Origin of the sequence: Streptomyces sp. NRRL B-1347, assembly GCF_000720325.1 — a bacterium.
In the GTDB taxonomy this organism is placed as follows: Bacteria; Actinomycetota; Actinomycetes; order Streptomycetales; family Streptomycetaceae; genus Streptomyces.
In genome coordinates, this window is record NZ_JOJM01000009.1 from 63,000 (window position 1) to 81,999 (window position 19,000).

Genomic DNA, 19,000 nt, shown 5'->3' on the forward strand with positions numbered 1-19,000 from the left:
GAAAGCTCTCTAGTGACCGCCACGGACCGCTCCACCGAGCTCATCACCGTCGCCGCCCAGGCGGCCGCCGACAAGCTCGCGCACGACATCATCGCGTACGACGTCAGCGACGTGCTGTCGATCACGGACGCCTTCCTGCTCGCCTCCGCGCCCAACGACCGCCAGGTCAAGTCGATCGTCGACGAGATCGAGGAGCGGCTGAACAAGGAGCTCGGCGCCAAGCCGGTGCGCCGCGAGGGCGACCGCGACGCCCGCTGGATCCTCCTGGACTACGTCGACATCGTGGTGCACGTCCAGCACAGCGAGGAGCGCGTCTTCTACGCCCTCGAGCGGCTGTGGAAGGACTGCCCCGAGATCGAGCTGCCCGCCGACGCCAAGGCCACCCGCGGCAAGGCCGCGGAGCACGCCAAGCTCGAGCAGGCCGCGGAGGAGGCCGAGGAGATGCGCCACCTCGGTGGTGAGGTGCGGTGACCGCCCCGGGCTGCCGCATCATCCTGTGGCGGCACGGCCAGACGTCCTGGAACCTGGAGCGCCGCTTCCAGGGCTCCACGGACATCGAGCTGACCGAGGCCGGCGTCGCCCAGGCCCGGCGCGCCGCCCGCCTCCTCGCCTCGCTGAAGCCGGACGCGATCATCGCCTCCGACCTCAAGCGGGCCGCCGCGACGGCCGCCGAGCTCGCCGCCGTCACGGGCCTCGACGTCACGCACGACGAGGGCCTGCGCGAGACGTACGCGGGGCAGTGGCAGGGCCTCACCCACGAGGAGATCATCGACCGCTTCGGCGAGCAGTACGCCGCGTGGAAGCGCGGCGAGCCGGTCCGGCGCGGCGGCGGTGAGCTGGAGACCGAGGTCGCCGACCGGGCCGCCCCCGTCGTCCTTCGGCACGCCGAGAAGCTGCCGGAGGACGGCACGCTCGTCGTGGTCAGCCACGGCGGCACGATCCGCACCACCATCGGCCGCCTCCTCGGCCTGGAGTCGCAGCACTGGGAAAGCCTGGGCGGGCTCTCCAACTGCTGCTGGTCCGTCCTCGGCCGCGGCGCCCGCGGCTGGCGCCTCCTGGAGCACAACGCGGGCACGCTGCCCGAGCCCGTGCTCGGCGACGACGACTAGCCCGCAGGTCACGCCCTTGCGGCCGGGTCGACCACGGATTTCGCGTTTGGGCAGGTGGCAGGCTAAAGTTCTTCTTGTTCGCACCGCAGAGCGGGAAGAACGCAAGGGGCTATAGCTCAGTTGGTAGAGCGCTTGCATGGCATGCAAGAGGTCAGGAGTTCGATTCTCCTTAGCTCCACAGTCCCGGTCCCGCCCCCTTCAGGGGGCGGGACTTTTTTGTTGCCCTCCAGCTCTTCGGGCCTTCGGTCGTTCAGGCCCTCAGCTCCTCAGGGCCTTGAGGCCTCAGTCCGTCAGGTCCTCGGGCTCCGCGCGCCGCAGTTCCCGGAGCCGGGCCACTCCCCGGCGGGTCTCCTCGTCGTCCGGGGTGTACGCCACGATCCGGCACTCCGGCATGCCGTTGATCGACAGCGAGACCGACGTCATCCGCAGCTCACCGACCGCCGTGTGGCGGAACGTCTTCACGCGCGGGCCCGGGGGTATCACGTTCCCGCTCGCCCACAGGTCCGCGAACTCCGGGCTGGCCAGGGACAGTCCGCGGACGAACTCCTCCCAGGCGGGCTCGCCCACGTGCCGTCCGTACGCGCCGCGCAGCGTCGCTACCATCACCGGCAGCTCGGAGTCCCGGAAGACCAGCGGGCAGTCGCTCCTGGGGACCACGAACAGGGTCCACAGGACGTTCGGCACGCCTATGGCCTCCGTCTGTGGGACCAGGAACAGGTCCCGGTAGGCCGGGTTGGTGGCGAGGATGTCGTACCGCGTGTTGTAGACCACGGCCGGGTGCGGGTCCAGGGCGTCGATGATGCCCTGGATCTCGGCGCCTACCGCCTCCGCCGCCGCCTCGTGCCGCACCGCGTACGGCACCTCGGCCAGGTGGTACAGGTGCTCGCGCTCCGCCCTGTCCAGGCGCAGGGTGCGGGCGACGGCGTCCAGGACCTGCGCGGAGGCGTTGATGGGGCGGCCCTGCTCCAGCCACGTGTACCACGTCACGCCGACGCCGGAGAGCTGGGCGACCTCCTCGCGGCGGAGCCCCGGCGTGCGGCGGCGCGGGCCCGGCGGCATGCCCACGTCGGCCGGGGTCACGCGGGCCCTGCGGCCGCGCAGGAAGGCGGCGAGCTCGGGCCGCCGCCGTGCGGCCGCGGCACCGCCCGCGGGTGCGGCTGGGGGCGCGGTCGGAGGCGCGGTCGGGGAGGCGGTCGGAGAGGCAGGGGCGGCGTCCGCCGTGCGGGGCGCCCGACCGGTGGCCGACCCCCGTGCGGCACCGGTCGGACGCCCTGCACCGCGGACGCCGCGGGCCCCTGGCACATCGGTCTCCGGGGCGGCCTCCCGGGTGGCGGTCGGTGTGGTGGTCGGCGCGGTGGCCGGGGCCGCGTGGCCGGGCATGGGGATCGGAGCCATCCGGGTCGGCGCGGGTCCTGGGGCCGGACTGCCCGGCGCGGGCCGCGAGGCCGCGCTGCCCGGCGCAGGCCCCGAGGCCGCACTGCCCGGTGCCGTGCGCGGTCGTGCCCTGCTCGTCGTGTCCATCGTCGTCACGTCCCCCATCGTCGACGCCCGGCCCGCCCCGTGCCAGGTGCTGTCAGTACCAGCATCCGCGGGCTCTCACTACCTGTACCGAACCGTCGCCACGCTCATTCGCATGACGACCACCAGCCCATCGGCACCGAGCCCGGTCTCAACTCCCGCGTCCAGTAAAGCCCCCGGCACTGACAATCGCCCGGGACGCGTCCTCGCGACCGTGCTCGCGGCCCAGTTCATGGCGCTGCTCGACGTGTTCATCGTCAACGTCGCGGCGCCCACGATCCGTACCGACCTGCACGCGTCCGGCGCCGGGCTGCAACTGGTGATCGCGGGCTACACCATCACGTACGCCGTCCTGCTGATCACCGGCGCCCGGCTGGGCGAGCGGCTCGGGCACCGGCGCGTCTACATCGCCGGGCTCGCCCTGTTCACCGCCGCTTCGCTGGCCTGCGGGCTGAGCCAGAGCACCGGTCAGCTGATCGCGTTCCGGCTCGTCCAGGGCGCGGGCTCCGCACTGCTCATCCCGCAGGTCCTGAGCCTCATCCAGCGCACCTTCACCGGCGAGGCCCGGGTGCGGGCCCTCGGCGCGTACTCGGCGGTGCTCGCCACGGGGGCCGCGGCCGGGCAGGTGCTCGGCGGCGTCCTGGTCAGCGCCGACCTGTTCGGCGCCGGCTGGCGCCCGGTGTTCCTCGTGAACGTGCCCGTGGGGGTGGTCCTGCTGGTCCTCGCGGCCCGTGTCCTGCCCGCCGACAGCGCGCCCCCGGGCGGGCGCGCCCGCGGCCTCGACCTGCCGGGCCTCGTGCTGCTCGGCGCCAGCGTCTCGCTCTTCACCGTGCCCCTGGTCCTCGGCGAGCAGAAGGGCTGGCCGCTGTGGACCTGGCTGTCCCTGGCCGCCTGCGCGGTGCTGTTCGCCCTGTTCTGCCGCTACGAGTCCCGTCTGGCCGGGCGCGGCGGGGCGCCGCTGATCTCGCCGCGCCTGCTGCGCGCCCCGGGCATGGGCGTCGCCGTCTTCCGGCTCGCCGCGATCATGGGGGTCAACGCGGGCTTCCTGTTCGTGCTCACGCTGCACCTTCAGGGCGGGCTCGACTACAGCGCGCTGCGCGCGGGGCTGACGTTCGCGCCGACCGCCATGCTCTTCGGCGTGGTCGGCCTGACCTGGCGGAGGTGGCCCCGGGCCGTCCAACCGGCGCTGGTGCCCGGCGGGTTCGCGCTCACGGCGGTGGCGTGCCTCGCCGTGGGCCTGCTGCTGCGCGACGGCCGCGACGTCGGCGTCTGGCTGTACGTGGCGTTCGTCGCCGCGGGCATCGGGATGTCGCTCGGCTTCAGTCCGGTCCTCACGCGCGCGTTGGCGACGGTCAAGCCCGAGGACGCCGCGGACGCCAGCGGCCTCCTCGCGACCGTCACCCAGCTCGGCCAGGTGACGGGCGTCTCGGTCTTCGGCGCACTCTTCCTCGGCAGGCTTGAGTCACAGGGGGTTCCAGGGGCGTACTCATCGGCGGACGCGCTCCTGGTGTGCACCTACGCGCTCGCCGCGGCGGCCGCACTCGGGGCCGTGTCCGGACTGGTACGTATGCGTCGCTGACCGGCTCCCCGTGGTCGTGGCAGAATTCGGGGGGCCGGAAGGGGACTGCACCAGTTGCGCCGACGGTGACCCGACGTGAGGGAGAGCGCGATGCCTGCGAGCATCCTCGAGGAGGCCGGCGGCCTCCCCGAAGTGGCGAAGATACGGTCCGGCGACGCCACGCTCCTCAACTGCCCTTCCTGCGGTTCGTCCCACGTCGCCCAAGTCCTCGGTGACAACGGCGGAGTCAGTTACGTGTGCACGGCCTGCGGCCACAGCTGGAGCTGATCGATGGGTGCACACAGGCGTAAGTGCGACTGGTGCGGCAGCGGTACGCCGATCGTCCGCGACATGGAGCCGGTGAACCCGGACTACCAGTACTGGTGCGAGGAGTGCGCGCGGGCGCTGATCATAAAAGGCGACCCCATCGAGACGTACCGCGAACTCGAAGGGGAGCCGATCTACGGCCGCCTGCTCGACGAGCACTGCACGCTCAAACGCTTCTACTCCTTCGCCACCGCCTGATCCTGCGCTACTGCCCGAGCGCGGCCCGGCAAGGGCCTCCCTGGGCACTCCGTGCGCCCGCGGGACCCGCGCCGCGCGACTGCCGCCGCCACCGCGAGGAAGCCGAAGGCCGCCAGCGGGTACACCGCCGAAAGGGCCATCTGACCGGCGCTCTGGTCGAGTTCGGGCCGCCCCGGACGGTGCGGCACCCACCACAGGGCGTACGAACAGAACACCACGACGAGCCCGCCCGCGGCCGCCCGGCGCACCGGCCCGCCACGGCGCGCGGCCCGCGTCCACAGGAGCAGCGCCATCGGCACGCACCACACCCAGTGGTGCGACCACGACACGGGGCTGACGAGCAGCGCCGTCGCCGCGCAAGCGGCCACGCCCCAGGCCCGCTCGCCGCGCACCGCCGCGGCCACCGCGACCCCGAGGCCACCCGCGCACACCAGCACGGCACCCGCCGTCCACCACGGGCCGGGATCCCCGGTGTGCAGCAGCCGGGCGAGCACCCCGCGCAGCGACTGGTTCGCCGTCTGCTCCGGGTGCCCGGCCCGGCCCGCCTCGAAGACCACGCGGGTCCAGAAGCGCCGGGATTCGTCCGGCAGCGCCACGGCGGCGGCCAGCGTCGCCGCCAGGAACGCCGCGGTGGCCACGCACGCGTGCCGTACGGCGGGCGGCCGCCCCCCCCGCCGTACCGCCTCCACGACGCCGACGAGCAGCAGGAACACCACGAACAGCGCGGGCGTGAGCTTGATCGCCGCCGCCACCCCGATGCCCGCCCCCGCCCACCGGTGGCCCGGGCGCCGGGTCAGGTCCCACAGCACCAGGACCGCGAGGAGCAGATTGATCTGCCCGTAGCGCAGCGTCGTCCACACCGGCTCCGACCAGACGGCGATCGCCGACACCCACAAAGCGGTCTCTACGCGCGCGTGCCCTCGTCGGCCCTCCACGCGCGCGTGCTCCCACTGTCTCTCCACGCGCGTGTGCCCCCGCTCGTCGATCAGCCGCAGACACAGGCGGACGAAGGCCACCAGCAGGAGCAGGTTCCCGGCCGTCGCGAGCCCCCGTAGGTCTGCGGCGTCCGGCACGGTCAGCGGTGTGAAGAGCAGCGCGGCGAAGGGCGGGTACGTCATGGGCAGGTGTGCCTCGGTCGCGCGCAGCGCGTACAGGTCACCGCCCGCACGCGCCGTCGCGCCCTCCGCGCGGTAGACCATCAAGTCGATCATCGAGACGTCGGCAGCGCGCTGAGCCGCCCAGAAGGCCGCGAAGGAGAACAGGCAGACCCCGGCGGCGAGCGGTGCGCGGCGGCGGGCGGAGACGGGCACGAGCACGGTCACGACGCGGGACGGTAACCCCCTCGTCTGGCCGGAACGGAAACGATTTGGTGGTGCGGGGGGTCCACCGTGTAATGTTGGCGGAGCCGCCGGGGAAACCGGGCGGAACACAGCAAGGGGCTATAGCTCAGTTGGTAGAGCGCTTGCATGGCATGCAAGAGGTCAGGAGTTCAATTCTCCTTAGCTCCACAGTGAATGGAGAGCGGGCCACCCGGATCGGGTGGCCCGCTCTCGTGCTGTTCCCGGTGCTCTACTGCCGTCCGCTGCCCAGGGCGCGGCGTCCGCGCCCGCGCGGCAGCATCGGCGGCGTCCGGGAGGCGGTGGGCGCCACCGGGTCCTCCTCGACGCGCAGGGCGAGCGCGGGGCAGCGCCGCACGGCGCGCTGGGCGCGTGCTTCCGCGTAGCGCGGCACCGGAGCCTCCGCGACCGACGGGAAGCCGTCGGGGCCCAGCTGGATCAGCTCGGGGACGATGTCGGCGCACAGGCCGTGGCCCTGGCACAGCGTCCAGTCGACGGCGAGCCTGCGGCCGCTCGGCGCCTCGCCCTCCGGCGCGTCGTCCTGGAGGGGCAGCACGCCCTCGACGGGGCGCCCGCAGCCGTCCCCGAGTACGTGCGCCGCCAGGTCGTCCGTGAAGGCCGCGATCGTGGACTCCAGGAACGCCGCGGAGCCGTCGGGGTGCTTGCAGGCGCCGCGCCGCTTCACCGCCCGCGTCACCTCGCGCAGCGCCTCCAGGGCGGTCGGTCCGCCGCCGTCCAGGACGTCCGCGAGACCGCGCGCGGCGGCGGGCAGGCCCAAATAGCAGGGGCCGCACTGGCCCGAGCTCTCGGCCGCCAGCCAGTGCGCCACGCGCAGGGACTCGCCGAGCGGGCAGGTGCCGGGGCCGATCGGCAGCACCGCGCCCGCGCCCAGGGCGCCCCCGCAGGCCTCCAGGGCGGCCCGGGAGACGACGGCGTCGTGCGCGGTGACCGCGTCCAGCCACTTGCCGTGGTAGCCGCCTGTGAGGACGCCTTGCGGCAGCGGGGGAGCGCCCGCGAGCTGCAGAACGTACCGCAGGGGGACACCTGTTGGGACCTCCACCACCATGGGGTGCGCGACGGCCCCGGAGAGGGTCAGCAGGACGGTGCCGGGCTCGTCGCGCAGTCCGGTGCGGCAGTAGCGGTCCGCCCCGGTCCTGGCGGCGACGGCGAGCTGCGCGAACGTCTCCGCGTTCGACAGCAGTGTGGGCGCGCCGCCCACTCCGGAGTCGGCGGTGCGGACCTTGCGCCCCGGGGGCAGCGGCGGACCGCCGTCGGCGGAGCGTACGAGCGCGGAGGACTCACCGGTCACCATGCGCACAGGGTTGCGCTGCACGCGCGCGCGGAGGTGCGATCCGCGCCGGTCGGCCAGGCCCCGCTCGCCCAGCGCGGCGCGCATCGACGCCTCCGTGGAGTCGCGGGTCACACCGACGACGAGGGTGCGCGCGCCGAGGGCCTCGGCCGCGAGCAGGGCGCCGTCCAGGATGAGGTGCGGCGCGCGGTTGATCAGGACGGTGTCCTTGCGGCAGGCGGGCTCGTCCTCGCTGCCGTTGACGACGACCACGGGACGTACGCCGCGGCGGATCGCGGACTCGGCGACGGCCCGCAGCTTCTTGGCGAACGGGAAGCCCGCGCCGCCGCGGCCGCGCAGCCCGATCGCCTCCGCGAGCCCGGCCAGCTGCTCGCCCGCGATGGGCCCCAGCGGGCCGTGCACCTTCAGGTGCATGGCGAGGTCGAGCCGCTCGACCAGATCGAAGCCCGAGGTCAGCAGCGGAAGCCCGACGACGCGGACCTCGGGGACGTCGGGCAGTGACGCGTTCACTTGCTGCCTCCGGCGGGCGCGTTCCAGGGCTCACCGGTGCTGGGTGCCTGGAACGGGCCTAGTAGGGGTTGCTCGGCGGGCCCGTCGCCTTCGCGTACGGGCTCGTACGGCGGGTCGTACGCGGGCGGGTGGTAGGCGGGCTGGGGGCCGGTGTCGGAGAAGCCACCGGTGTACGGACCCGGCGGGCCGGTGGTGCCGAACCGGGTGTCTCCGTAGTCGTGTTGCGTGTCCTGGGGGTCTACGGAGTCGTATCGGGGGTCTACGGAGTCGTACGACAATGGGGGGCCGGGGGCCTGTGCGGGCGGTGGCGGTGAAGGGGTGGGCCAGCGGGGCGCGACGGTGGGCAGGACCTCGGTCGTCGTGAGGTCCGGCGTGAGGTCCGTCGTGAGGTCTGGGGGGAGGTCCGGCGGGAGGCCTGCCCCGTCCTGGCCGGAGGGGGTGGCGAGGGCGCGGTAGGCGGCGGCGATGCCGGTGACGGGGGCGGCGTCCGGCGGGATGCCGGGGCTGTCGGGGGCCGTACCCGGAAGCGGGGCGGCCCCGGTGTCCCGGGCGGTCGCCCGCGCGCGGCGGCGCGGGCGACCGGGCGCCCCCCGGCCGTCGGGTTCGAGGACGGCGAGGATCCGGGCGGCCACCTTCCGCTTGACCGGGCGCGGCGCCGTGCGCAGCGCCATGGCCCCGGCGACCGCGACGAGGCACAGGCAGTACAGGGCGACTACCCACGGCTTCGGCGGGCGGCCCGCGTACAGGCCGTGGATCAGGGCGGCGCACCAGGCGGGGTAGGCGAGCATGTGCAGCGCCCGCCACCGCGAGGCGACCTGGACCGGTGAGGCGAAGGCGCTGCGCAGCGCGCCGGTGACGCTGGTGGCGACCATCAGGAGGCCGGCGAGCGACCCCAGGCCGATGAGGCCGTCGCCGCCGGTGACACCGAGACCGAAGGGGATGAGCGCGCCCACCAGGGACACGTGGTCGAGCGCGAGCTTGACGGTGCCGTGCAGCAGCAGGAAGCCGACGGAGGCGACCGCGGTGGCCCGGTGCACGGCCTGGGCGAGCAGGCGCTGCCGGGAGCGGAGGAAGAGCCGGTCCGACGCCACCAGGCCCCAGGCGACGGACGCGGTGAGGGCGACCAGGGACAGGACGCCGGTGGTGTGGTCGAGGGCGGCGCGGAAGTCGTCGCCCCCCACTAACACCGGCAGGGGTATCAGGAGCAGCGCGGCCGCGGTCAGCAGGCCGCGGGCCGCTCTGCCCGGCCCGGCGAACGAGTCGGCGAACGACCTGGTGAACGGCTCAGCCGACGAGCGGAACGAGGGGGAGCCGGCCGACACGGGGCTCCGGGGGCGCTTGCGGTGGGGGTGCAGAGAGTTCAGAGGGTTCATGGGGGCGACTCCGAAATGGTCCGGTCGCCGCATGCTAAGTCGCTCCATACCAGCGGGTACGTGGTTTGAGTTATTGCGTTGTTATCAAAGCGCGACTCGATCTTGGTGTTGCCCCGATAGTGGGCGGTACGCGGAGTAATCCTTGGCCAAGGGTGGGTCGCCGCTTCCCGTGCGGCACCGTGGTCCGGATCGGGCCGGTGTGGGCCGAAGTGCGTGGCCCGGCCTCGGGGCGCTGCGGTACTCTGACGCCATGCGTGCCGTACGCCTTCTGCTTAGCGGGCCGCGCTGATCAGTCCCGACCGCCCAGTGAGCGCGGTCGGAATCGGCGCGGCGTCCCCTCCTGTGCGAGGGGCATTTTTATTTGGCCGCACGGCCGTTTCCGCAAGCAGAGACGATCGATGGAGCTTTGAGGACCATGAGCGAGACGAATTCCTCCGCCACCGCCGAAGGCGCCGGGGGCGCCCCCTCGACGGCCGAGGCGGCCGCACCGCACCGCTACACGGCCGCCCTGGCGGCCGAGATCGAGGCGCGCTGGCAGGACGTCTGGGACGCCGACGGCACGTACGAAGCGCCCAACCCGAGCGGTGACCTGGCCGGCGACCCGGAGCTGGCGGCCCGCCCCAAGAAGTTCATCATGGACATGTTCCCGTACCCCTCGGGTGCGGGTCTGCACGTGGGCCACCCCCTGGGGTACATCGCCACGGACGTCTTCGCGCGCTTCCAGCGCATGACGGGCCACAACGTCCTGCACTCCCTGGGCTTCGACGCCTTCGGCCTGCCCGCCGAGCAGTACGCGGTGCAGACGGGCACGCACCCGCGCGTGTCCACCGAGGCCAACATCGTCAACATGAAGGCGCAGCTGCGCCGCCTGGGCCTGGGCCACGACAAGCGCCGCTCGTTCGCGACGATCGAGCCGGAGTACTACAAGTGGACCCAGTGGATCTTCCTGCAGATCTTCAACTCCTGGTACGACGACGAGCTGCGCAAGGCCCGCCCGATCGCCGACCTGGTCGCCCAGTTCGAGACCGGTGAGCGTGCCGTACCGGACTCCACGCGCGCGTGGAGCGAGCTGTCCGCCACCGAGCGCGCCGACGTCCTGAGCGGCTTCCGGCTGGCCTACGCCTCCGAGGCCCCCGTCAACTGGTGCCCGGGCCTGGGCACCGTCCTGGCGAACGAGGAGGTCACCGCCGACGGCCGCTCCGAGCGCGGCAACTTCCCGGTCTTCAAGTCCAAGCTGCGCCAGTGGAACATGCGCATCACGGCCTACGCCGACCGCCTGCTGGAGGACCTGGACGCGCTGGACTGGCCCGAGGCCATCAAGCTGCAGCAGCGCAACTGGATCGGCCGCTCCGAAGGCGCCCGCGTCGACTTCCCCGTCGGTTCCGGCGACGCGGCGATCACCGTCTTCACCACCCGCCAGGACACCCTGTTCGGCGCCACGTACATGGTCCTGGCGCCCGAGCACGAGCTGGTCGACTCGCTGGTCCCGGCCGCCTGGCCGGAGGGCACCCACGAGGTGTGGACCGGCGGTCACGCGACGCCCGCCGAGGCCGTCGCCAAGTACCGCGCCTTCGCCGGCGCCAAGTCCGACGTCGAGCGCCAGGCCGACGCCAAGGAGAAGACCGGCGTCTTCACGGGCGCGTACGCCACGAACCCGGTCAGCGGCGAGCGCGTCCCGGTCTTCATCGCCGACTACGTCCTGATGGGCTACGGCACCGGCGCCATCATGGCCGTCCCGGCGCACGACACCCGCGACTTCGCCTTCGCGCGCGCCTTCGAGCTGCCGATGCGCTGCGTCGTCGAGCCCTCCGACGACCGCGGCACGGACGCGTCCACGTGGGACGACGCGTTCGCCTCGTACGAAGCGAAGATCGTCAACTCGTCCGGCGAGAAGGTCTCCCTGGACGGCCTGCCGGTCGTCGAGGCCAAGGCCCGCGTCACCGAGTGGCTGGAGCGCGAGGGCATCGGCCGCGGCACCGTCAACTTCCGTCTGCGCGACTGGCTGTTCAGCCGCCAGCGCTACTGGGGCGAGCCCTTCCCGATCGTCTACGACGAGGACGGGATCGCGCACCCGCTGCCCGAGTCGATGCTGCCGCTGCCGCTGCCGGAGGTCGACGACTACTCGCCGCGCACCTTCGACCCGGACGACGCCGACACCCGGCCCGAGACCCCGCTGTCCCGCAACGAGGACTGGGTCAACGTCACCCTGGACCTGGGCGACGGGTCCGGTCCGCGGAACTACCGCCGCGAGACCAACACCATGCCCAACTGGGCGGGCTCCTGCTGGTACGAGCTGCGCTACCTGGACCCGCACAACGACCAGCAGCTGGTCGCCCCCGACATCGAGCGCTACTGGATGGGCCCGCGCGCGGGTCAGCCCACCGGCGGCGCCGACCTGTACGTCGGCGGTGCCGAGCACGCCGTGCTGCACCTGCTGTACGCGCGCTTCTGGTCGAAGGTCCTGTTCGACCTGGGCCACACCTCGTCGGCCGAGCCGTTCCACAAGCTGTTCAACCAGGGCATGATCCAGGCGTACGTCTACCGCGACAGCCGCGGCTTCCCGGTCGCGGCCGCCGAGGTCGAGGAGCGCGACGGGCAGTTCTTCTTCGAGGGCGAGCCGGTCAAGCGCGAGCTGGGCAAGATGGGCAAGTCCCTGAAGAACGCGGTCACCCCGGACGAGATCTGCGAGGAGTACGGCGCGGACACCCTGCGCCTGCACGAGATGGCGATGGGCCCGCTGGACGTGTCCCGCCCGTGGGACACGCGCGCGGTCGTCGGCCAGTACCGGCTGCTGCAGCGCCTGTGGCGCCTGATCGTCGACGAGGCCACCGGCGAGGCGACCGTCGTGGACGCGGAGCCCGGCGAGGACGCGCTGCGCGCGCTGCACAAGGCGATCGACGGCGTCCGCCAGGACCTGGAGGGCATGCGGTTCAACACCGCCATCGCCAAGATCACCGAGCTGAACAACCACCTGACCAAGGCCGGGGGCGCGGTGCCGCGCTCCGTGGCCGAGCGGCTGGTGCTGCTGGTGGCGCCGCTGGCCCCGCACGTCGCCGAGGAGCTGTGGCGCCGTCTGGGCCACACCGACTCGGTCGTCCACCAGGACTTCCCGGTCGCCGACCCCGCGTACGTCGTGGACGAGGCCGTGACCTGCGTCGTGCAGATCAAGGGCAAGGTCAAGGCGCGCCTGGAGGTTCCGCCGACCATCTCCGACGAGGAGCTGGAGAAGGTCGCCCTGGCCGACGAGCGGGTCGTGGCCGCGCTGGGCGGCGCGGGCATCCGCAAGGTCATCGTGCGGGCGCCGAAGCTGGTGAACATCGTTCCCGCCTGACCCTTGGCCTTCTGGCCTCTGGCCCCAGGGCTCTGCCTCCTGGCCTCTGGCCTCTGACGATGGCTGACCGGCCGGACCCCGTGCGGGTCCGGCCGGTCAACTGTGTGCGGGGCGGGGCGCGTTGCCCGGAGCGCGCCGCGGCATCGGCTCCGCGCATCCGGGTAGTCCCCTACGGGCAGGTTCGGGGTTCCGCTGGAACCCTCGACCGGCCTGCTGCGTTTACCGTGGAGAGGCGGGTGGGCCCGTCCGCCTCCGCCGCTCACCGACCGTCCCCGCCCGGCCGAAGGAGAAGCATCGTGGAAGCCGTGATCGCAGTGGTCGCGCTGCTCTTCGTGCTGTTCCTGGCGGTGGGGGCGTATGCGGTGGTCAAAGCCGTGGGCGCCGCCAAGCGCGGCGTGGACCGCACGCTCTCGCAGGCCCGCCGCACGGTCGAGGACACGACGCTGCGCGCGAAGACGTTCGCGCAGCCCGGCGCCGTCGGCGAGCTGGCCCAGCTCCGGCTCAAGCTGCGCACGTCGATGCGCGCCACCCAGGACGCGCTGCGGGCCGGCGTCGCCGAGGACCCCTCGCTGCACGAGTCCCTCGCGCTCTTCGAGCGCCTGAGCACCCACGGCCACGAGCTGGACGACGATCTGAAGCGCCTGGAGAGCGAGCCGGACCGGATCACCCTGAGCCAGCGCCTGCCCGCCCTGAAGGAGCGCACGGAGCAGATCACGAAGGCTGCGGACTCGCTGCGCTGGGCGGCGCGCGACCGCGCCGACAAGTTCGCGGACGACGATCTGGACCTGCTCAGGACGCAGATCGACATGGAGGCGGGCGCGCTGCGGCACTGGACGACGGAGCCGTCCGACGCCCCGCCCTCGCCGTCTTCTTCGCCCTCCTCTTCCTCGACCTCGCCGTCCGCCGCCCCCGCTTCGTCGTGGCCCGACCCGGCACCGGCCGAGGCGTCGCCCCGGCCGGGCGCGACGGCCCCCGCGGAGAGCCCCGACCGCACCGCCCAGGAGCCGACGAGACCCGCGATCGCCCCGGCGAGCCCGCGGCCGACGTACTCCTGGGAGAAGCAGACCAAGCCGGAGAGCACCACCTGATCCCGTGTGATCCGATGCCGACGCCGTCGTGAGGCCTCGGCCTGCCCGGCCGCGCGCGCTCCGTCATGGGGGCCGTCGCCCGAGTGACGGGGTCGGACTGCCGCGGCAGGGTTCCTGCGGGTAATCTCCAGCTCATGTCCCGCCATGTCGCGATCGTCACCGATTCAACGGCCTACCTGCCGCAGCGGACGATGGAGCGGCACGGCATCACCGCGGTGCCGCTGACCGTGGTGCTCGGCAACCAGGCGCTCGAAGAGGGCACCGAGATCTCGGCCCGCTCCGTCGCGCTCGCGCTGCAGAAGCGCCGACCCGTGACCACCTCGCGGCCCAGCCCCGAAGTCTTCGCGCGCACCTACCGCGAGGTCGCCGAGGCGGGCGCCACGGGCATCGTCTCGCTGCACCTGTCGGCGGAGTTCTCCGGGACGTACGACGCGGCCCTCCTCGCGGCGCGCGAGGCACCGGTGCCGGTGCGCGTCGTCGACACCGGCATGGTCGCGATGGCCCTCGGCTTCTGCGCCCTCGCGGCCGCCGAGACCGCCGAGTCGGGCGGCTCCGTGGACGAGGCGGTGTCCGCCGCCGAGAAGCGGGCCGCGAGCACGTCCGCGTACTTCTACGTCGACACCCTCGACTACCTCCGCCGCGGCGGGCGGATCGGCGCGGCCCAGGCGCTCCTCGGCTCCGCGCTCGCCGTGAAGCCGCTGCTCGAACTCGACGGCGGACGCATCGAGCTCCTGGAGAAGGTGCGCACCGCGTCGAAGGCCATCGCCCGCCTCGAGGAGATCGCGGTCGAGCGGGCCGGTGCGCACGAGGTCGACATCGCGGTCCACCACCTGGCGGCGCCCGAGCGCGCCGAGGCGCTCGCGGAGCGGCTCAGGGAGCGGGTGCCGTCGCTGGCGCAGCTGCACGTCAGCGAGGTGGGCGCGGTGATCGGGGCGCACACGGGGCCGGGGCTGTTGGGGGCTGTGATTTCGCCTCGGTGAGGCGGGCGAGACCGGCAGGTTGTTTGGGGCTCGTGTGGGTGACGGAGTTATCCACAACTTCCCGGTAGTCCGCGGAAATTGACCAAGATCAACGCGCTTTCGGTGCGGTGCCTAGCGTCGTCGACATGGCACTTCGATCACCTTCACGGACAGCGGTAGACACGGCGAGCGGCGAGCTGACCCCCGCATCGCCAGTACGAGTGACGCATCGTCACGCCCGACGGCGGGCCCGGCGCAGGCGGGCCGCGGCGGAGGCGATGAGGCTGCGGGCGGAGACGCTCTTCGCTGGGGCTGGGGCTGGGGCTGGGTCCGAGGGAGCGGAGCCCGGCCCGGCGGGTCCTCGCCGAGCGGGGGCGGGGGTGGCGGAGCGGCGGGGCTCGCTGTCGCCGCCCTTGGCCGAGCCGGACCACGCGGGCTCCATGGGTGCGGGCTCCATGGGGGCGGACGGGCGCGATCGGGAGGGCGGGCGCGGCTGGGAGGACGCGTACGACCGCGAAGAGGTGCGCGATTGGGAGGGCGCGCAGGGTCGGGAGTATGCGCAAGGCCGGGAGGGCGCGCAGGGCCAGGAGGATACGCAAGGTCGGGAGGGCGAGCGGGATCGGGAGGACGGGCGCGGTCGCCGTGCGCGGGCAGAGGCCTCGTGGCGGGCGCGCGTCGGGCTCGCCGTGCGGGAGCGGTTGCCGCTCTGGATGCAGGCCAGATGCGGTCTGGAGCGGCGGGGCGTGCTCGCGCTCGGGGTGGTCCTCGTCGTCGCGGCGGGGTTCGCGGCCCAGCACTTTTGGAGCGGCCGGGCCCAGCCGGTCCGGGCGCCGGACGTGGTGGGTGGGGCGGCCGCCCCGGGCCGCGAGACGGGGCCGTCCCCGTCACCAGGGGCGCCGCCGGACGCGGGGCTGCCTCCGGGAGCCGAGGGGACGGAGGGCGTCAGCGCTGGACAGGGGAGCGGTGCCGGGACCACGGGTGAGGCGGGCGCGGCGGGCGGCGGGCTCGTCGTGGACGTCAGCGGCAAGGTCCGCAGTCCCGGTGTGCTGCACCTGCCGGCCGGCTCCCGGGTCGCCGACGCGCTGCGGGCCGCGGGCGGGGTGCGCCCCGGCACGAAGACCGATGACCTCAACCGCGCCCGGCTGCTTGTGGACGGCGAGCAACTGGTGGTGGGCGGGCCCGCGCCCGCGGCACCTGCGGCACCCGGGGTGCCCGCGGGTGGCACGGCGGCCGGGCCGCCCGGTGTCCCCGGCGCGACCGCGGGCCCCGTCGCGCTGAACTCCGCCACGGCTGAGCAATTGGACACCCTGCCGGGAGTCGGCCCGGTCCTCGCGCAGCACATCATCGACTACCGCACGGAGCACGGCGGCTTCCGCTCGGTGGACGAGCTCCGGGAGGTCAATGGCATCGGCGATCGACGCTTCGCCGACCTGCGGAATCTCGTACGGCCATGAGGAGCCCAGGCGCGAGGCCGGTGGATGCGGGGCACTCGGGGGCGAGGCCTTCGGGGGCTGGGCGCGCGGAGGTGGGCGCTCTCGGGGCCCACCGCCTCGGCTCCGCGAACCCCCGTCAGGAAGGCCCGGTGGACCTGCGTCTCGTGCCGCCCGCCCTGGCGGCTTGGGCGGCTGCGGCCCTGGCGCTCGACGCCCCGCCCCACCTGGTGACGGGTGCGGTGGTGGTCTGCGTGGTGGTCGCCGGTGCCCTGTTGGTGACGTGGACGACGTCCGGGCGCAGGCCGAGCGGGACGCGCGGCCGCAGGGGCCGGTGGCGCGGCGGAGCCTGGGGGCGGGTCAGCGTGGCGGCCGTCCTGCTGTGCGCCGGTGCGGCGGCGGCCTCCGCGGGGCTGCACGGGGCGGATCTGCACCGCGGCCCGGTCCCGGGGCTCGCCCGGGAGTACGCCGCGGTGACGGCGGAGCTGGAGGTGACGTCGGACCCGCGCCGCACCCGACCGCGGGCCACGGGCGACCGCCCGATGCCACCGGCCGTCGTACTGGACGCGGACGTCGTGCGGGTCACGGAGACGGACGGCACGACGACCGCGACGCGGACACCCGTGCTGGTCGTCGTGCGGCACGAGGAGAAGGAGAAGGGCCGCGACACCGGCGTCGGTGCGGGAGGTCCGCAAGGCGCGCAGGACGAGCGAGCGAGGGCGCCCGGGGAGGCCGGGCGCCGTCGGGACTCCCCGTGGCTCGGGCTGCTGCCGTCCACGCGGCTGCGGGTGCGGGCCGACCTCGCGCCGCCGCTGCCGGACAGCGGAGGGATCGCGGCGGTGCTGCGGGTGACGGGGGACCGGGTGCCGCGTGTCATCGGGGAGCCTTCGCGGGCGCAGCGGTTCGCGGGCGAACTGCGCGCAGGGCTGCGCGAGGCGACGGACGGGCTGCCCGCCGACGCCCGGGCGCTGCTGCCGGGACTGGTGATCGGGGACACCTCCCGGGTGCCTCCGGAGCTGGAGCAGGCGTTCCGGGCGACTGACCTGACGCATCTGCTGGCCGTGAGCGGGGCCAATCTCACGATCGTCCTCGCGCTGCTCATCGGACCGCCAGGGACGGCGCAACGGGCCGAACGGCGCGGTCTCGCCCCGCGGTTGGGCATCCCGTTGCGGGCGACTGCGCTGCTCGGGGGCGCGTTGACGCTCGGCTTCGTGCTGGTGTGCAGGCCGGAGCCGAGTGTGGTGCGGGCGGCGGCGTGCGGCCTGGTGGTGCTGCTTGCCATCGCCACGGGCAGGCGCAGATCGCTGATCCCGGCGCTCGCCGCCGTGGTCCTCGTGCTCGTCCTGTACGACCCGTGGCTGTCGCGGAGCTATGGCTTCCTGCTGTCCGTGCTCGCCACGGGAGCGTTGCTGACGCTCGCGCCGAGGTGGAGCGCCGCGCTTCGGCGGCACGGGGTGCCGGGGCGGCTCGCCGAGGCGCTGGCGGCGGCCGCGGCGGCGCAGGCGGTGTGCGCGCCGGTGGTGGCCGTCCTCGCGGCGAGGGTGAGCCTGGTGGCGGTGCCGTGCAATCTGCTCGCGGAGTTCGCGGTGGCTCCCGCCACGGTGCTCGGGTTCGCCGCGCTGGCGGTGGCGCCGGTGGTGATGCCGGTGGCCAAGGTCCTGGCGTGGGGCGCGAGTTGGCCGACCGGGTGGATCGCGGGGATCGCACGGGCGGGGGCGGCGCTGCCGGGGAACGGGGTGGACTGGCCGGGCAGTTGGCGCGGCGCGCTGTTGCTCGCCGCCGTCACGGTGGTGCTCGTGCTGGTCGGCAGACGGCTCGGGCGGCATCCGTGGCTGTGCGCGGCGTGCGCGCTGTTGCTGCTCGTCGTGGTGGTCCAGCCGCCGCCGCTCACCCGGGTCATCGCGGGCTGGCCGCCGCCGCGGTGGCGGCTGGTGATGTGCGATGTGGGGCAGGGGGACGCGACCGTCCTGGCGGCGGGGCCAGGCGCAGGGGTGGTCGTCGACGCGGGCCCCGACCCGATGCTCGTGGACCGCTGTCTGCGGTCGCTGGGCGTCACGCGGGTGCCCTTGGTGCTGCTGACGCACTTTCACGCGGACCATGTGGAGGGGCTTCCGGGGGTGTTGAGGGGGCGTTCGGTGGGGGCGATCCAGACGACGGGGCTCGGGGAGCCGCCAGGGCAGGTGGCGTTCGTGCGGGCGCAGGCGGCCGCGCGAGGGGTGCCGGTGACGCGGGCCGTGGCCGGGGAGCGGCGGCGCGCGGGGGAGCTCGACTGGCGGGTTCTCTGGCCCGTGGCGCACCCGGCGCCGGAGCCGGAGGGGCCGAACGACGCCAGCGTCACGCTCCTGGTGCGCACCCGGGGCCTCACCCTGCTCCTGCTGGGCGACCTCGAACCGCCTGCGCAGCGGGCCCTGTTGCGCACTCGGGTGGGGGCGGCGCTGCCCCGTGTGGACGTCCTGAAGGTGGCTCACCACGGTTCGGCGTACCAGGACCCGGTGCTCCTGCGGCGGGCCGGGCCGCGCTTGGCGCTGATCTCCTGCGGGGCGGACAACTCGTACGGACACCCCTCACCTCGTACGGTCGTCGCGCTGCGCGGGGCGGGGGCGATGGTGCTGCGGACGGACGAGGAAGGGGCGATCGCGGTGGTCGGCGGGCGGTCCGGCGAGGAGGCAGGCGGGGGCGCCGGGGCCGCGGACGGGGGAGGGGAGGCGGAACTGGGCGTGGTCACGCGCCGGTATTGAGTCGGTGCGCAGGGCTGTACATGGGGGTGGTGCATGAGGCGGTGCGCACGAGTCGGCCCTGGGCCTGCCGCGGGCCTGTCTCGGGCCGGTCCTGGGGTGGTGGATGCGGAAGAGATCAATTCGGGTCAGCCGGACAGTCCGAGCAGTTCTCCTGTTTCTGCAATGTTCTTGCTGAAGTGGGCGCGTTTGCATCGAATGCCGCAACGGTGATCGAA

The 19,000-nt window shown here is 73.9% G+C and carries 14 protein-coding genes and 2 tRNA genes; 12 read left to right on the top strand and 4 right to left on the bottom strand.

Features of this window, described 5'->3' with window-relative positions:
- Positions 1-12: 12 nt before the first annotated feature.
- From rsfS to IG74_RS0111595, 3 genes are all read left to right on the top strand, one after another.
- On the top strand, positions 13-471 hold the full coding sequence (gene rsfS / locus IG74_RS0111585; protein ID WP_030673956.1) for a ribosome silencing factor: 459 nt from the start codon (positions 13-15) through the stop codon (positions 469-471).
- The gene (locus IG74_RS0111590; protein WP_030673959.1) at positions 468-1,109 is read left to right on the top strand and encodes a histidine phosphatase family protein; all 642 of its coding nucleotides are present in this window, start codon (positions 468-470) and stop codon (positions 1,107-1,109) included. The genes rsfS and IG74_RS0111590 overlap by 4 nt, the downstream gene beginning before the upstream one ends.
- Before the next feature lie 105 nt (positions 1,110-1,214).
- Positions 1,215-1,287, top strand: a tRNA-Ala gene (locus IG74_RS0111595).
- Positions 1,288-1,391: 104 nt separating this feature from the next.
- Here the strand turns inward: IG74_RS0111595 and IG74_RS0111600 are convergent.
- Positions 1,392-2,504, bottom strand: a complete 1,113-nt coding sequence (locus IG74_RS0111600; protein ID WP_267885560.1) for a helix-turn-helix transcriptional regulator — start codon at positions 2,502-2,504, stop codon at positions 1,392-1,394.
- Positions 2,505-2,841: 337 nt separating this feature from the next.
- On the opposite strand from IG74_RS0111600, the gene IG74_RS0111605 reads away from it, so the two are divergent.
- From IG74_RS0111605 to IG74_RS0111615, 3 genes are all read left to right on the top strand, one after another.
- The gene (locus IG74_RS0111605; RefSeq protein WP_030673964.1) at positions 2,842-4,206 is read left to right on the top strand and encodes an MFS transporter; all 1,365 of its coding nucleotides are present in this window, start codon (positions 2,842-2,844) and stop codon (positions 4,204-4,206) included.
- A 90-nt stretch (positions 4,207-4,296) separates the two neighbouring features.
- Positions 4,297-4,473 (top strand): hypothetical protein, encoded by a 177-nt coding sequence (locus tag IG74_RS52735; RefSeq protein WP_171075738.1) that lies wholly within the window; start codon positions 4,297-4,299, stop codon positions 4,471-4,473.
- A 3-nt stretch (positions 4,474-4,476) separates the two neighbouring features.
- Positions 4,477-4,710, top strand: a complete 234-nt coding sequence (locus IG74_RS0111615) for a hypothetical protein (RefSeq protein WP_016643127.1) — start codon at positions 4,477-4,479, stop codon at positions 4,708-4,710.
- Here the strand turns inward: IG74_RS0111615 and IG74_RS0111620 are convergent.
- On the bottom strand, positions 4,689-6,032 hold the full coding sequence (locus IG74_RS0111620) for a glycosyltransferase 87 family protein (protein WP_063761234.1): 1,344 nt from the start codon (positions 6,030-6,032) through the stop codon (positions 4,689-4,691). The two genes, IG74_RS0111615 and IG74_RS0111620, sit on opposite strands and share 22 nt — an antisense overlap.
- 113 nt (positions 6,033-6,145) lie before the next feature.
- Here IG74_RS0111620 and IG74_RS0111625 point away from each other — a divergent pair.
- Positions 6,146-6,218 (top strand) — tRNA-Ala (locus IG74_RS0111625).
- 61 nt (positions 6,219-6,279) lie between these two features.
- On the opposite strand, the gene IG74_RS0111630 is transcribed toward IG74_RS0111625, so the two are convergent.
- Positions 6,280-7,866, bottom strand: a complete 1,587-nt coding sequence (locus IG74_RS0111630; protein WP_030673972.1) for an NADH-quinone oxidoreductase subunit NuoF family protein — start codon at positions 7,864-7,866, stop codon at positions 6,280-6,282.
- The gene (locus IG74_RS0111635) at positions 7,863-9,239 is read right to left on the bottom strand and encodes a cytochrome b/b6 domain-containing protein (protein WP_234334313.1); all 1,377 of its coding nucleotides are present in this window, start codon (positions 9,237-9,239) and stop codon (positions 7,863-7,865) included. Before IG74_RS0111635 ends, IG74_RS0111630 begins: the two co-directional genes overlap by 4 nt.
- Positions 9,240-9,654: 415 nt before the next feature.
- On the opposite strand from IG74_RS0111635, the gene leuS reads away from it, so the two are divergent.
- From leuS to IG74_RS0111660, 5 genes are all read left to right on the top strand, one after another.
- Complete coding sequence (gene leuS, locus IG74_RS0111640) at positions 9,655-12,570, top strand: leucine--tRNA ligase (RefSeq protein ID WP_030673977.1); 2,916 nt, start codon at positions 9,655-9,657, stop codon at positions 12,568-12,570.
- 296 nt (positions 12,571-12,866) lie between these two features.
- Entirely contained in the window at positions 12,867-13,658 is a 792-nt protein-coding gene (locus IG74_RS0111645) for a hypothetical protein (RefSeq protein ID WP_030673978.1), read from the top strand.
- A gap of 134 nt (positions 13,659-13,792) precedes the next feature.
- A complete protein-coding gene (locus tag IG74_RS0111650; protein WP_030673980.1) occupies positions 13,793-14,638 on the top strand; it encodes a DegV family protein in 846 nt (281 codons plus the stop codon).
- Positions 14,639-14,997: 359 nt separating this feature from the next.
- The gene (locus IG74_RS53385) at positions 14,998-16,071 is read left to right on the top strand and encodes a ComEA family DNA-binding protein (protein WP_324607499.1); all 1,074 of its coding nucleotides are present in this window, start codon (positions 14,998-15,000) and stop codon (positions 16,069-16,071) included.
- Positions 16,068-18,785 carry a ComEC/Rec2 family competence protein gene (locus IG74_RS0111660; protein WP_078868718.1) on the top strand — a complete coding sequence of 906 codons (2,718 nt, stop codon included), beginning with the start codon at positions 16,068-16,070 and terminating at the stop codon, positions 18,783-18,785. Before IG74_RS53385 ends, IG74_RS0111660 begins: the two co-directional genes overlap by 4 nt.
- The last annotated feature ends 215 nt before the right edge of the window (positions 18,786-19,000 follow it).

Excerpts from the sequence above, each read along its gene's own strand:
- IG74_RS0111615 (WP_016643127.1), top strand. The coding sequence starts at position 4,477 with ATGGGTGCACACAGGCGTAAGTGCGACTGGTGCGGCAGCGGTACGCCG.
- IG74_RS0111660 (WP_078868718.1), top strand. The coding sequence starts at position 16,068 with ATGAGGAGCCCAGGCGCGAGGCCGGTGGATGCGGGGCACTCGGGGGCG.
- leuS (WP_030673977.1), top strand. The coding sequence starts at position 9,655 with ATGAGCGAGACGAATTCCTCCGCCACCGCCGAAGGCGCCGGGGGCGCC.
- IG74_RS0111650 (WP_030673980.1), top strand. The coding sequence starts at position 13,793 with ATGTCCCGCCATGTCGCGATCGTCACCGATTCAACGGCCTACCTGCCG.
- IG74_RS52735 (WP_171075738.1), top strand. The coding sequence starts at position 4,297 with ATGCCTGCGAGCATCCTCGAGGAGGCCGGCGGCCTCCCCGAAGTGGCG.
- IG74_RS0111635 (WP_234334313.1), bottom strand. The coding sequence starts at position 9,239 with ATGAACCCTCTGAACTCTCTGCACCCCCACCGCAAGCGCCCCCGGAGC.
- IG74_RS0111600 (WP_267885560.1), bottom strand. The coding sequence starts at position 2,504 with ATGGCTCCGATCCCCATGCCCGGCCACGCGGCCCCGGCCACCGCGCCG.